Origin of the sequence: Vibrio sp. FF145, assembly GCF_041439075.1 — a bacterium.
GTDB classification, from domain to species: domain Bacteria; phylum Pseudomonadota; class Gammaproteobacteria; order Enterobacterales; family Vibrionaceae; genus Vibrio; species Vibrio tasmaniensis_A.
In genome coordinates this window covers 34,558-48,659 of the sequence record NZ_JBGONH010000012.1, presented here as the reverse complement: position 1 = coordinate 48,659, position 14,102 = coordinate 34,558, and the positions used below count along the sequence as shown (strand labels likewise).

Annotated in this window: 16 protein-coding genes; 12 read left to right on the top strand and 4 right to left on the bottom strand. The window is 42.2% G+C overall.

Features of this window, described 5'->3' with window-relative positions; genetic code table 11:
- Positions 1-138: 138 nt before the first annotated feature.
- A complete protein-coding gene (locus ACED42_RS06635; protein ID WP_012604684.1) occupies positions 139-351 on the bottom strand; it encodes a VF530 family DNA-binding protein in 213 nt (70 codons plus the stop codon).
- Positions 352-479: 128 nt separating this feature from the next.
- The gene (locus ACED42_RS06630; protein WP_371701913.1) at positions 480-1,385 is read right to left on the bottom strand and encodes a LysR substrate-binding domain-containing protein; all 906 of its coding nucleotides are present in this window, start codon (positions 1,383-1,385) and stop codon (positions 480-482) included.
- A 99-nt stretch (positions 1,386-1,484) separates the two neighbouring features.
- Here ACED42_RS06630 and ACED42_RS06625 point away from each other — a divergent pair, with 99 nt between their 5' ends.
- Positions 1,485-1,676: a hypothetical protein gene (locus tag ACED42_RS06625; RefSeq protein ID WP_017096672.1), complete on the top strand. Its 192-nt coding sequence runs from the start codon at positions 1,485-1,487 to the stop codon at positions 1,674-1,676.
- A gap of 47 nt (positions 1,677-1,723) precedes the next feature.
- On the opposite strand, the gene ACED42_RS06620 is transcribed toward ACED42_RS06625, so the two are convergent.
- On the bottom strand, positions 1,724-3,412 hold the full coding sequence (locus ACED42_RS06620) for an AMP-binding protein (RefSeq protein ID WP_135382490.1): 1,689 nt from the start codon (positions 3,410-3,412) through the stop codon (positions 1,724-1,726).
- 90 nt (positions 3,413-3,502) lie between these two features.
- Positions 3,503-4,252 (bottom strand): AraC family transcriptional regulator, encoded by a 750-nt coding sequence (locus ACED42_RS06615; protein WP_017096674.1) that lies wholly within the window; start codon positions 4,250-4,252, stop codon positions 3,503-3,505.
- 193 nt (positions 4,253-4,445) lie between these two features.
- On the opposite strand from ACED42_RS06615, the gene ACED42_RS06610 reads away from it, so the two are divergent.
- The 11 genes from ACED42_RS06610 (at position 4,446) to ACED42_RS06560 (ending at position 14,102) form a co-directional block, all read left to right on the top strand.
- Positions 4,446-4,616, top strand: coding sequence for a Flp family type IVb pilin (locus tag ACED42_RS06610; protein WP_012604678.1), 171 nt, complete (start codon positions 4,446-4,448; stop codon positions 4,614-4,616).
- Positions 4,617-4,789: 173 nt separating this feature from the next.
- A complete protein-coding gene (locus ACED42_RS06605) occupies positions 4,790-5,320 on the top strand; it encodes a prepilin peptidase (RefSeq protein ID WP_017096676.1) in 531 nt (176 codons plus the stop codon).
- Positions 5,321-5,357: 37 nt separating this feature from the next.
- Positions 5,358-6,707 carry an AAA family ATPase gene (locus ACED42_RS06600; RefSeq protein WP_102249120.1) on the top strand — a complete coding sequence of 450 codons (1,350 nt, stop codon included), beginning with the start codon at positions 5,358-5,360 and terminating at the stop codon, positions 6,705-6,707.
- Positions 6,700-7,449 (top strand): Flp pilus assembly protein CpaB, encoded by a 750-nt coding sequence (gene cpaB / locus ACED42_RS06595; protein WP_041472893.1) that lies wholly within the window; start codon positions 6,700-6,702, stop codon positions 7,447-7,449. The genes ACED42_RS06600 and cpaB overlap by 8 nt, the downstream gene beginning before the upstream one ends.
- A gap of 8 nt (positions 7,450-7,457) precedes the next feature.
- Positions 7,458-8,912, top strand: coding sequence for a type II and III secretion system protein family protein (locus ACED42_RS06590; RefSeq protein ID WP_012604674.1), 1,455 nt, complete (start codon positions 7,458-7,460; stop codon positions 8,910-8,912).
- Positions 8,902-9,171, top strand: a complete 270-nt coding sequence (locus tag ACED42_RS06585; protein ID WP_029223092.1) for a hypothetical protein — start codon at positions 8,902-8,904, stop codon at positions 9,169-9,171. Before ACED42_RS06590 ends, ACED42_RS06585 begins: the two co-directional genes overlap by 11 nt.
- Before the next feature lie 16 nt (positions 9,172-9,187).
- On the top strand, positions 9,188-10,456 hold the full coding sequence (locus tag ACED42_RS06580) for a pilus assembly protein TadG-related protein (protein ID WP_371701911.1): 1,269 nt from the start codon (positions 9,188-9,190) through the stop codon (positions 10,454-10,456).
- Positions 10,457-10,458: 2 nt separating this feature from the next.
- Positions 10,459-10,887 (top strand): TadE/TadG family type IV pilus assembly protein, encoded by a 429-nt coding sequence (locus ACED42_RS06575; RefSeq protein ID WP_029223093.1) that lies wholly within the window; start codon positions 10,459-10,461, stop codon positions 10,885-10,887.
- Positions 10,887-11,378 (top strand): TadE/TadG family type IV pilus assembly protein, encoded by a 492-nt coding sequence (locus tag ACED42_RS06570; RefSeq protein ID WP_029223094.1) that lies wholly within the window; start codon positions 10,887-10,889, stop codon positions 11,376-11,378. Before ACED42_RS06575 ends, ACED42_RS06570 begins: the two co-directional genes overlap by 1 nt.
- A gap of 24 nt (positions 11,379-11,402) precedes the next feature.
- The gene (locus ACED42_RS06565) at positions 11,403-12,617 is read left to right on the top strand and encodes an AAA family ATPase (protein ID WP_371701909.1); all 1,215 of its coding nucleotides are present in this window, start codon (positions 11,403-11,405) and stop codon (positions 12,615-12,617) included.
- Positions 12,618-12,650: 33 nt separating this feature from the next.
- A complete protein-coding gene (locus tag ACED42_RS06560) occupies positions 12,651-14,102 on the top strand; it encodes a CpaF family protein (RefSeq protein ID WP_371701906.1) in 1,452 nt (483 codons plus the stop codon).

Below are 14,102 nucleotides of genomic sequence, written 5' to 3'. Positions count from 1 at the left end.
AGGTGCGAGGTGCGAGGTGCGAGGTGCGAGGTGCGAGGTGCGAGGTGCGAGGTGCGAGGTGCTGATGTAGCCCCTAAAAAGTAGACACAGGGGTTGTCCCGTATTTATTCAACACGGGACTGATAAAGCAGGGAGAGACTAACGCTTTAAGTCGATGTAAATCTGCTCTACTTTGGTGCGTGCCCAATCTGTTTTACGCAAAAATTTTAAGCTCGATTTAATGCTCGGGTCTTTTTTAAAGCAGTTGATGTTCACCATGTAACTCAACTCTTCCCAACCGTAATGTTCAACCAATTCAGTCAGTAGCTTCTGTAGAGTGATACCGTGCAGTGGATTATTGTCTTGTGTCATGAGATGTTCTCGCCATTTATTTGAGCTAAGTATACCAGTTTCGCTTTATGAATTATCAGACCATTTAAGCTGGTAGTTTGTGTTTAGTTATTGAAGAACTGCCTATTTCAGGAGTTGAAAGACAAGAGCTAGTTCTCCAATATCTCATTTACTTCTTCATGTAACCAATTGGTAAATGCCGTTATACGCACTTCTCTAGGCGAGTTAGGGTCAAAACATAGATTTACTTGAACGCCAGGCGTCATGCCTATATCAAATGGTTTTACTAACAAGCCGCGCTCAATGAAGTCACCAGCTAAACTGTCTGTTGCAAGGCAAACTCCATGACCAGCCATAACTGTCGTTAATCCCATATCAAAAGTACCTACTTCCATCCATTGAATAGAACTGTCTTGCAGCGGAATATTCGCTTGTTTAAACCAACTTTCCCAAGGGAAGCACCCCCCCTCGAATTGAACTAACCAACATTTAAGTAGCTGTTCTGGCGAGGTGAGTTTAAGAGAGTTTGCTAATTCTGGTGAGCAAAAAGGATAGATAGGTTCGTTGAATAGCACCTCAAGAGTTAAACCATCTTCCACACATAGGTCTTCACCTTGTCGAATAGCCACATCAATCTCACCGTGTTTTAAATTTGGGGTATCGCAGCCTGTTAGCACTTTGATCGGGATCTCTGGGTGTTGTACCGAGAACTTCCAAAGCCGTGGTAGTAACCAACGTGAAGCAAATGAAGGAGGGCTTCTAACAACAAGCAGACCTTGAATGGGTTCAGACTGGATCTTGTTTAAACCTAGCAATACCTCTTGAAACCCATCAGAAACATGTTTGAAAAGTGTGCGCCCTTCATGTGTTAAGGCCATAACACGCCCCTTACGAATGAAAAGCTTACATCCAACCTGTTCTTCTAGTTGGCGAATCTTTTGGCTGACGGCTGCTTGGCTAACAAACAGTTCCTCAGCTGCCTTACTGTAGCTATGCAAGCGTGCCGCAACTTCAAAGTAACGGAGGCCTGAAAGGTGACGCAGTCTATTATCCATAACCTCAGCTTATAGTCCTTGTTAATAATGGTTGTTCGCTTATCGAACTGCTTATTTCCATAATAACGACAAATTAATAGGAAAAACAAGAGAGATAAAATGAAAGCAATGACCTGTTGGATTGGCAGATTAGTTACTTATATTTTTCAAGTTAATGATAAAAAAAAGAATAGTAAGGCGGCTAAATCAAGACAAGTTATTAGCTCGGAATCTTTGAGCGATCGGATGAGAAAGGATATCGGTTTGGACTATGAACGTAATGATGCGGCTGATTACACTAAATACTTGTAACTTGAGCTTATGAAAAAGGAGCCGTAATGGCTCCCTCTCAGTTTTGATTACTCTTCCCAAACCACCAATTTATCTTTCGGCCAGTTATGACCGATTTCATGGTATTTCTGCTCAAGGATATGTCGCTTTATCTTGAGAGTAGGGGTAAGTACACCGTTGTCGATGCTCCACGGTTCCTTAATCATCAGTACCCCTTTGATCTTCTCATGCGAGGCTAACTGTTCGTTCATTTTTTCAATGACACGTTTACTTGTTCTTTCATAACGAGCCCGATCAAAATTAGGGAAGTCATGCGGTACCACGAGTAGGATAGGACCAGGTAAGCCTAAGCCGATCAAACACATCATTTCTACGCGGCTGTATTCAAACAGTTTGTTTTCGATTGGCACTGGAGCCACAAACTTACCTTTCGCAGTTTTAAAGGTGTCTTTTTTACGTCCCCGGATCGTTAGGTAGCCCTCGCTGTCGATATCACCAATATCGCCAGTATGAAGCCATCCCTCAGAGTTAAAAGACTCTTGGGTGGCTATGTCATTTTTGTAATAACCAGAGAACATACCTTTGCTTCGAACCAAAATTTCTTCATCTTCTGCAATTTTGAGTTCGATGCCCGGACCAGCATTACCCACAGTACCAATTTTGTCGGCTCTAAACGGGTGATTAATCGTGCTGTAGGCGAAAGACTCAGTCATTCCCCAAGCCTCGGTAATGTGTAGGCCAACACTCTCATACCATGCGAGTAGAGCCGGTGATACAGGTGCAGAACCACATCCCAAAACGCGGGCTTGATCTAACCCTAGGCCATCAGCCAGTTTCTTCTTAATGATGTTGTTGATAAACGGAATCTTAAGTAAGAAATTCAGTTTCTTCTGCGGAAGCTTATCTTGGATTCGTTGCTGGAACAGAGTCCATAAGCGAGGAACTGAAATAAATAGAGTAGGGCGATGCATTTTCACATCATCAATAAAGGTATCTAAAGACTCCGGGAAAGCAGTGACTATACCGCCCATTACCGATGAGCCAAAGATGTAAACGCGTTCTGTAATATGGGCAAGCGGTAGATAAGAGAACAAGCGATCGCCGGGTTGGATACCAATATGATCGATCAACCGTTGAACTGACCACGTAAAGGCGCCGTATGTGAGCATCGCGCCTTTTGGTAGCCCTGATGTACCCGAAGTATAAACAAGCGACATTACTTTATCATCGTGATGCTGAGGACGCTTGGTTGAGGGTTCATGGGTATCGATGAGTTGTTCGAAAGTATGTTGGCACTTCGCTGCGCTATCGTAGGGAAGTGAGATACTCACCAAGTTTGGATTATCATCCAGTACTTTTTGAGTGGCCTTAGGATCGTCGAGTTTACCCGCAATCACAATTTTACTTTCACTGTGTTCAATACAGTACTGTATGGTATCGGCACCCGCTGTTGGAAAGATTGGGACGCTGACAAAATCTCCTAACATCATGGCAAGATCGCAGATAAACCACTCTGCACAGTTTTTCGATACGAGAGCGACTCGATCACCGGGTTGGGCTCCGAGTCCTTCTAATGCTGACGCCAGTTTTAGTGCTTTGTCGGCCACTTCTTTATAAGTAAACTCAACAAATTGGCGGTTAATAATTTGCTTTAAGTAGACTTCATCTGGGCGTTCTTCTGCCCATTTTAAAATCATGTCATTGGGTGTAGGGAGAGCTGTTGCTTGTTCTTGGCTAAACTCGTTAGGCTGAATCATTGTCTAACTCCATGTTTTTCGCTAAGTTATTTTTGTTAAAATCATGTTAAATGTACCATGATTTTTTCTTTTAGGGAGTAAAATTAGCGTTTATGTTCTTTGTTTTCCGTTATCTGTGCAGGCTCGCCTGTAACTTGCAGGCGTTACTCCAGTCCGTTTCTTAAAAATTCTCGAGAAATATGACACATCCTTGTATCCACATTGATACGCAATGACAGCAATTTTTGATTCGGTATCTGCTTCGATTAACTTTTTGGCAAGTAGAATGCGTTTATCGCACACGAAGTCTCTAAAGCTTACTCCAAAGTGTAGATGAAACTTTTTAGAAAAATAGGTGGTTGAACAGTGACATTTCTCGGCGATCTCTGTTTCTCTGATTTCTTTGTTGATGTTGTCCATCACAAAGTTAACGACTTCGGATGTGAAGGCTTTTACAGGAAGCTGGTTGTTATTGTTTGTGTCTCTGTCGATATCGAAATGGGACTCGAACATATGCTGTGTCTTAGCCTTAAGCTCTTCGAATTGACTGGTCAGATGATTACTGTTTGTTTCTATGATGAAAAATATATTCTTATGATTTCGAACGATATTAGGTAACGGGTCAGAGCAAATAATAACAATTCTTTTGTTCAAATTTTCGCAAATAGATAAAGCCATGGTAAGTAGTTGGATTTTATCAGGGGTATTCAAAATGAAAAATACCAGTCTGACGTCTAAGTTACTGATTATAGATATGTCTTGCTTGAAGTTGGCAATAGAGAAATAGTGACTTATTTTATTGATAATAACGGAGTTGAAATCACTCTCTTTATCCGATAATAACGGGGTTACTATTTTCATACAGATACCCAATGCATTTCATATTCTCTTTTAGTCTAAAAGTGGCTAATTAATGAAGCTTTATATTTAGATTAGAAGTACCACAAAAAAGTGCAAGTAAATGGCAAAAAAATCCTAACCAAATATATCTCTCACCTCTAGATTTACTTTACAGGCAAACAAAGCCTGATACGTAAATCAAGGAGAGGTTCTCATGGATAAGTTTTTGAATAATTGTAAAGAATTCATGAAAGATGAAGAAGGGTTGACTGTTATCGAGTATGTAATTGGTGCAGCGTTACTGGTATTAGGCTTGACCACTATATTTACTGGTTTTGGGGCCGCCCTATCCGCTAAGCTTAATAACATCATTAACAGTATTTAATGATTACTGCCATGGTTGCTCGGAGAGTGAGACAGCAAAAGGGGTTAACGACTATTGAGTATGTCATTGGTGCTGCCTCGCTCATAATTTTTGTCGGGCTAATTTTCTCTGGAATGGCTACGACATTAGTGAGTAAATTTCAAAGTATTATATCGAGCGTATGAATTGAAATTATGATTAATGAGCCTTCTGTTTTTTGGGCATTGCTAATTGCTGTATCGGTATACGATGTTGAGAAACATCGTATACCAAACAAAATATTGATTCTTTTTTTGTTTTTCTATTTTTTATCAATGTTCAACAGCAATTACACCTTTGATAGTTTCTTAATGTCTTTATTTGGGTCGGTCGTATTCTTTTGTTTTGGATTGCTATTCTATTTTTTAAGAGCAATGTCTGCAGGGGATGTGAAGTTATTAGGTGTTGTAGGAATGTATTTGGGGTGGGGACAATTACTCGATGCATCGTACTTTATCTTGGTTTCTTCTGGAGTTGTTGGGGTTTTCTACCTGCTATACAACCTGTCCAACTCGAGCTGTTTTAGTATTAAAAGCTATTTTGAAAATAAGATAATTGTGCTTGGTGGAGCTGCACCAGTCATTGATAAAACAGCTAATTTACATACTCGGTATTCAAATAAAGTAACGATGCCTTTTGCTCCTTCTGTTGTTATAGGGTTAGCGATGTATAGCTACTTTACTTAAATCTGTTGTTGGTTAGCTTTGTGGGGAGACATAATATATGGATATTATAGGGCGTACTGCTCCAACAACCTTGAAGCCACAAATTTCAGCCCCAATCGTCCCTACATCTCTTGATATGTTGGGTGTTCCTGAAGTCGTTATTGAAAACCTTGTACTTAAGCATTTGTCGGCTTACCCAAAATCGGATGTTTTAGAGCTTTCTAATTATTTATGTGTTGTGACTCATATCGTGGAAAGTGCTTTAGCCGTTTTAAGAAAGAAGTCATTAATCGAGGTATTTCAGCCTACTTCTGATATTTCCCTCTCATCTGTGTCACATAGTCATGTTCGTTATTCACTATCAGAAAAAGGGCTTGAAGAAGCGGATCTTGCTTTCAAGCGTGATGCCTATTTAGGCCCCGCACCGGTTTCGCTTACCCAATATAGTGAGGTGGTAAAACAACAAGACTTGAGAGCTGAGTTAGTAACTCGGCCGCATGTCGAGGCGGCACTGAATGATGTATATGGTGTCGAAAAAATGATTTCAGTACTTGGGCCAGCAATCAATTCGGGACGTGCTTTGTTGTTGTATGGACATGCAGGAACGGGTAAAACATTTGTCGCGAGCCGTATTGTGAATGCTTTACATACCTCTGTATTTATCCCTTATGCTGTCTATGCTCTGGGTAACATTATCAAGGTGTTTTCGGCGCAACATCATAAACCGTTGGATAGTAACGGCAGCGATCAAAGTATTTCCCTCAAAGATCAGTACGACAAGCGTTGGCTTAATTGTGAAAGACCCAATATCCAGGTTGGGGGAGAACTGACGATGGATATGCTTGAAGTCAATCACTCAGAAAATAGTCGAGTCTGGTTAGCACCAGTTCAAATGATGGCAAACAATGGGATTTTTATCATTGATGACCTTGGTCGTCAGCCCATGCCTGTGGATGCGCTTCTTAACCGTTGGATAGTACCGATGGAGTACTCATTCGATTATTTGTCGCTGCCTAATGGTCAGCAGATAACGATGCCATTTGTATTAACGCTGGCCTTCTCTACCAATCTAAATCCCAAGAAAATAAGCGACCCTGCCTTTTTGCGTCGTTTAGGTTACAAGATTGAATTCAAACCACTTAACCAACGAGACTATGAAGCTTTATGGATGAGCGTCGTTGCTGATAAAGAAGTAGAGCTTCAAGATGGATTCTTTGAGCGTTTGTCTCAAATGCACACGCTTCTTAAGGTGCCACTTTTCCCATGTTTACCGAAAGATCTCGTTGGTATAAGCAAAGATATTCTTTCGTTTGAACAACTCCCGCCTGTTATTACCTTCGATATTCTTTCCATGGCATGGGAAGTCTATTTTACCTCTGATGGACACGAGGAAGAAAATAATGAATAAGAGTCAAGTTTTCCTACTGTTTTTACTGTCCGTAGTATTTGGCTTAGCGGCTGTATTTTTTGCTAAGCAGTGGATGGAAGATCAAGTTCAACCAACCGTTGAAGTTGAAGCTGTGGAGCGTCATCCAGTCGTGGTGGCATCACAAGAAATTGAAGCTGGAACCATTATTGAGGAGCAGTTCTTAGCGACAAAGTTGATGGAAGTTGATTGGATTAATGAAAATAATTTTTCCGATGCTTCTGAATTGGTTGGCAAAGTGGTGGCCAATACTATTTATGCTGGAGAAGTGCTTCATAAAATGCGTTTTACTATTCCAGGAGAAGGCTCAACGCTTGCTGCATTAATACCTGAGAATAAACGTGCGGTAACAATACGAGTGGATGACGTTATTGGTGTGGCTGGTTTTCTATTACCAGGTAATAAAGTTGACATACTTAGCACCGTTTCTTACAGCAAAAACTCAGCAGCAACTCGTACCGTGTTGAAAGATATCAAGGTATTGGCAGTAGACCAAACGGCAAAAACGAATGAAAACAGTCCTATTATCGTACGAGCTGTGACATTAGAGGTTTCACCTAAAGATGCTGAAAAACTTTTAACAGCGAAGAGTAAAGGCAGTATTCAACTGACACTGAGAAACCCTCATGAAGTTGAGAAAAAGGTTGTTCGTCGATACGTACCTAAGCCGAGTGTGACGATCATTAAAGGTACTCAAGCATCTAGTGTTCGCGTCAAGGATTGAGGTGAGTTATGAAAATAATAATAACGTGTATTTTGAGCTTTGTTTGTTTCTCTACACTGAGCTTTGCTGCTCTACAAACGGGTAAAACGGTAACGGTTCCTCATCACAAATCAACACATGTGGTGTTGTCAGGGAAAGCGAGCAAAGTGTCGCTTGGTGATCCTGATGTACTTGATATTGTGATGTTGAAATCGAGCGAGCTGTTTTTAATCGGAAAAAAATTAGGTGCTACTAACCTAATGGCGTGGGACTCCCGTGGCCAGCTGATTGAATCGATCAACATCGAAGTCACTCATGATCTTAATAGCTTAAAAGCGAAGTTATATGAGTTTCTTCCTGATGAAACTATAGAGGTGCACAGTGCCCAGAATCGCTTGCTGCTGAGTGGGCAGGTGAGTAATCAGCAACAAATGAATGTAGCGATGCGAATAGCAGAAACCTACTCTTCGGGTGAAACGGCTGATGAATCGAAGGAAAGTGGTAGCGAGCAAGCTGCAGCGACAGGTGTTATCAACTTGATGTCTATTGGTGGTGCTCAACAAGTTATGTTGGAAGTGACGGTTGCCGAGGTTCAAAGAAGCTTGGTGAGAAAATTTGATGCAAACTTTCACTTCTTCCAAACGAGCGGATCGAATATTTCTTGGGGGGCGTCGTCAGTTCCTGCTGGTGTTCTAGGGGCTACGCCAATCTTTGATATTCCAACCTCTACTGATTACGGCATTTTAGGCTCGTTTATTGATAGTAATACCCTGTTTACATTCGCCCTGGATGTAGCCAAACAGAATGGTGTGGCGAAAGTATTAGCTGAGCCTAACTTAACGGCATTAAGTGGCTCAAAGGCTGAGTTTTTAGCGGGTGGTGAATTCCCTATCCCTGTGCCAGATGAAGATGGCATTACGATTGAATATAAAGAGTATGGAGTTGGATTAAAATTTATCCCAACGGTTCTGAGTGATAAAAAGATCAATCTAAACTTGGCTGTTGATGTGAGTGAAATTGCCAATAGCAGCTCGCTAACGATTGACCCAGGAACAACCAATGCGACCTACTTTATCCCACCAATTACTCGTCGAAGCGCATCATCGACGCTTGAGCTAGCCGACGGACAAACTATTGGTATTGCTGGATTGCTCAGCGAGAATGTTAGGGATGTGAGTAACAAAATGCCGGGTATTGGTGATGTCCCCATCTTAGGGCAACTCTTTAATAGTCAAGAGTATGTATCTGGTGAAACAGAACTTGTCATTCTTGTCACCCCGCGACTTGCGAGTCCTATTGACCGAAGTAAAGTAACGTTACCAACAGACGCCTTTGTTGACCCGAATGATTTGGAATATTACTTATTAGGTCGAAGCGCTTATATCGCTGAACCGTCTGAATCGGATTCAGAGCAATCTCAAGCTTCACAGGGAATATCACCAACAGATGGTGGTAGCGAAGGCTCATTTGGACATGATTTATAAGGAGATAGATATGATTAGAATAATGATGGTCTTTCTCGTAATGGTGTTAGTTGGCTGTGCTAATGATGCTCGTTTAGGGCATTCGGTAGCACTCGTAAAAACAGAACAAACGTATAACCCTAATGCGACCCAAGAGAATTTACTCGTGGTACCGGATGGTACAGGGGAGCGGATGCAGACTGGTTACGATAGATATGTAGGCAGAGGTGAAAACGAACTGTCTGGAAGTAGTAGCCAGATCTTAGAAGAATTTAACTAAATCTGGAGGTACTCATATGTTGTATCGAGTATCAAAAAGTCCCAGAAAACAGCAAGGCTTAGTTGTCGTATTAGTTACCGCTGCTCTGCTTGTTTTCTTAGCTGTGTCAGCGTTGGCTGTAGATGTTAACCATATGCTGGTTAATAAAACACGCTTACAAAATGCTGTAGATTCAGCGGCGTTAGCTGCGGCAACCATACTGGACAATAGTAAAGACAAAGATGCGGTGGATGCTGAAATAGGCACTGCGTTAAATGCAATGGCAGCGTCAACAGGGAATCATGAGATTGATTTTACCACCGCTTCCATAAACATTGATTACTCTAACGATCCTCAGGATTTTACTGGAACAGCCACCTTCGGTGATGACGATGATGTATATGTACGCGTTAGAGTAGATTCGTTGGATATGGACGAGTTCTTTATTCAAATGTTTGGACTGGTAAAAGAGGTTTCAGCAAGTGCCGTCGCTGGGCCAAGTTCCGGGCAAGAGGTTGTCAATAACGTTGTGCCTATTGGGGTTTGCATTGGTGACGGAACTTCGGACAACGACGTCGATCCTGAAGATGGATATCATGACGTTACTGGCGATGCAATAACGAGCGTGTTTGGTTATGAAGTCGGGACTGTCCATGCATTGAAGGTGGGTGACAGTAGCTTATCTGAAATGGGTAACGGTAATTATCATCTATTAGACTTTGGGTCTGGTGGTAAGGCTATAAAAGAGGGGTTAGGTGGTAGTTATGACCAACCTGTTAAAATTGGTGAAGATATCACGACCAAACCTGGCGGCACGGTTGGCCCAACAGGCGATGGTTTGAATACTCGTTTTGGTGATTACGGTGGTGGCTTATCAGCATCAGATTACCCTTCTGACTATGTAACTACAGAGCCTAGCGATGAGATTACGATTGACGCTAGTACTGGAGATATCGATTTTGATGGTACTTACAACTATGCGCAATATGAAGCTGATACCAACGCATGTATAGCAAATAACGGTTCAGGGTGTGCCGCTAATGGTGTTGCTTGGCGTCGTATTTTACCGATACCTATGGTGGATTGCTCAGGTAAAAGTGGCGGTGCCACTGACTTTACTGTGAATAAAATTGGTTGTTTTTTCTTGTTGCAAAAAGCACCAACTAATAACTCAGGTACACCAGCCGTCTTTGGTGAGTTCATTCACTCCTGTAGTGTGGTTGGTGGTTCAGGCAGTACAGAATCAACAACGGAAGGAACTTATAAGATAGTTTTGTATAAGGATCCTGATAGTGGGGAGTCTTGATGATGAAACCTTTAATTAAATCTAATCGTGGCTTTGCTGCTATCGAGATGGTAATCGCGACTCCTGTATTGCTGTTTTTCCTTATATTAGTGCTTGAACTGGGCAATATGATGATTCACTACAATGTGATATCTAAATCCGTTCAAAATGGCGCCCGCTATGCGGTTAGTGAAGTCTATGGAACCAAAGGTGGAACGCTGGCTCCGTCGTCAGAAATACAGAATGTGGTGGTTTATGGTCAAAACACAGCTGGAACGGCGATATTGTCGAATTTAGTTGTTTCTGACGTGACAATTAGCCCACCGAATACAGATAGCTATGTACGTGTGAGTGTGACCTACAATTATATTCCTCACTTTGTGTCGATCCCGTTTTCTTCGGCGAGCTTTTCTATTCCGATTAGTGTCTCTTCGATAATGAGGGTGTTGTGATGAAACGGTACAAAGGGCGTATTAAAGGCATCGCTATTATCGAATTTACCATAGTGTCTTGGCTAGTCTTTCTCTTGGTCTTCCTTATTTTAGCGCTGGGTGCTTACATATTTTCGCTTCAAATGGTCAGTGAAGCGACCAGAAAGGCAGCAAGGTTAGCCACGGTTTGCTACGTTGCTGATAGGGACAATATCGCGGGAATGGTTGTTGCTGATCTCCCTCTTGTTGGTTTTACCGCGGCGAATTTGGAAGTTGCATATTTAGATGTGAGTGGGAATGAAATTACATCTGGTTATGATACGGATCCTGTCTTTAGTAGCATTAAATTTGTAAGGGCACGAGCGACAGGGTACGGAATTCAATTAATTGATAATTTGAGTTTTTTAGGTACGAGTGGTTACTTGGCTGCTCCCTCATTTGAAACCATCTTACCTGCAGAAAGTTTAGGTGTGGTAAGGGCGGACTCCGAAACTCGGAATCGGTGTCCATAAGTTATTTTATACAGGAGTAGCGGTATGGGGGAAGCGATCAAAATCACGCCTAATGAGAACGATATTACGCGTTTGAGAACAAACCTAAAAGTCTGGTTGATCTACAGTACTGAGGGTTTTCTCTCACACATGAGCCAAGAGCTGAAGAAATGTCGAAATGTGCATGTGACATCATTTTCTCTCGGGGCAATGAGTGAAGAGTACTTAAAAAGTGCCGATGTTCCAGAACTTATTTTTGTTGAAGCACATGGCAACTGGGCTCAAAAAATGGTTGAGCTACAGGGTTATGATCTATCGCTAGAAGAACAAGATTTATCTTTAGTTGTACTCGGTGATGAAAGTGACAATGGCTCATTAAAAATCGCGCTGCGTCTAGGGGTTTCTGATTTCTTATCTCACAACGTGACGCTTTCTGATTTGCTCCCACTGCTCAAGAAAACGGCGGCCGAAAAGCTTGAGAACTCAAGCTACGGTGAGTTTATTCTGTTTTTAAACACCAAGGGGGGAATGGGGGCGACCACCTTGGCGTTGAATACCGCTATTGAGATGGCCAGTCAGCATCCCGGTGAGGTTTTGCTACTTGATATCGACCTTCAATTTGGTGTGATTCCTGATTATTTAAATATTGTTCCTACTTATAGTGTTTCGGATGCGATCAATAGTTCGAATGACTTAGATGAAATATCGTTGGGAACTTTGGTAAATAAGCACGAATCTGGCTTACATGTTCTAAGCTTTAAGCATGAGAACAATGCTGATGACTTTGAACAGGCACAGAAAATAGGCCGATTGCTTCCTATATTACGCCGTTTTTACCCTTATGTGATCATTGACCTCTCTAGAGGATTAGACCATGTGTTTGCATCCGCAATATCACCAGCAACAAAGGTGCTTCTTGTTTTGCAACAGAGCCTAGTGTCAGTCAAAAACACCAGTCGACTCATTAAGTCTCTGAAATTTGAGTACGGCTTACAAAGTGATTCTATTGAGGTCATTCTGAACCGTTATGAAAAGCGACACTCAATTAAATTAAAAGATATTGAACAGGCGGTAGGTAAGCATGACATACACCTTATGCCTAATGATTTCAAAGTTGCATTAGAGAGTGCCAACTTGGGGCAACCGCTAGTTCAGTCGAGAAAGAAAAGTTCTATTACTCGCTCTATTATCGATTTGTCACACATTCTTTCACCACCAGAGCAGGAAGAGAAAGGGTGGCTGAAAAAGCTGTTTTCATAATGGGTTGATAAAAAGTAAACGCGAGGGATTGTGATGTTCTTTAAACGAAAAAATGTAAATCCAGAGTTTGAAAAAAGAGTAGAACAGATTTCGCATGATTCAGAAGATGCCAATCCTGTTGAACGTTTATCAAGCGTTGAGGTGTCTAGCCACTCTCGCAGTGCAGAAGCTCATGTAGAAAAAGAAAAGGCGATTGATGAGGCTCGGAAAGTTCTCGAACAAGAGCTATCAATTAAACACTTTTTCCATAAGCAGCTCCTTGAAACGTTAGACTTAGGGTTGCTTTCAAGCTTGGAAAAAGAGCGAGCTAAGCTAGACCTACATGAAGCCATCGTACAATTGATGGCTGACGATGGGAGCCATGCACTCAGTGCCGAAGGGCGTAAGCGGGTTATCAAGCAGATAGAAGATGAGGTTTTTGGCCTTGGGCCGCTTGAGCCTCTATTAGCCGATCAAACGGTCTCCGATATATTAGTCAACGGCCCTAAAAGTGTTTACGTTGAGCGAAGGGGTAAACTCGAAAAAACGCCATACACTTTTCTGGATGACCGTCATCTGAGAAACATTATCGACCGCATAGTCAGTCAGGTAGGGCGTCGGATAGATGAAGCATCACCTATGGTAGATGCGCGCTTAGTTGATGGGTCACGTGTTAACGCCATTATCCCTCCTTTGGCTCTTGATGGTCCTTCCGTTTCAATCCGTCGTTTTGCCGTTGATCGTTTGACGATGGATAACTTGATTAGCTACGACTCCGTCTCGCCTCAAATGGCTAAGTTTGTCGAAGCTGCCGTGAAAGGAGAACTTAATATCTTGATTTCAGGAGGGACGGGGTCAGGGAAAACAACCACACTGAATATCTTTTCTGGTTTCATCCCTCGAGACCAACGAATCATTACTATAGAAGACTCTGCAGAGTTACAACTTCAACAACCCCATGTTATTCGCCTAGAAACCCGCCCTGCTAACTTAGAAGGGAAAGGGGAGATTAGTCAGAGAGAGTTGGTAAAAAACACCTTACGTATGCGACCAGACCGAATTGTGGTTGGTGAGGTGCGTGGTAGCGAAGCCGTTGATATGTTGGCGGCAATGAATACTGGTCATGATGGGTCTCTTGCGACTATTCACGCCAATACCCCCCGAGATGCCTTAAGCCGTGTTGAAAACATGTTCTCTATGGCTGGTTGGAACATTTCAACCAAAAACTTAAGAGCCCAAATTGCTTCGGCGATCCACCTTGTTGTCCAAATGGAACGACAAGAAGATGGTAAGCGCCGTATGGTGAGTATTCAAGAGATCAACGGCATGGAGGGGGAGGTGATTACCATGTCGGAAATTTTCCGTTTTCAACGTAAAGGTATTGATGAAGATGGCAATATTATCGGCTATTTCACTGCGACGGGGATCGTACCTCAATATCATGACCAGTTAGTTAAACGTGGACTCGATCTGCCTTTCGAGCTCTTCACTGAGACTCATGATTAA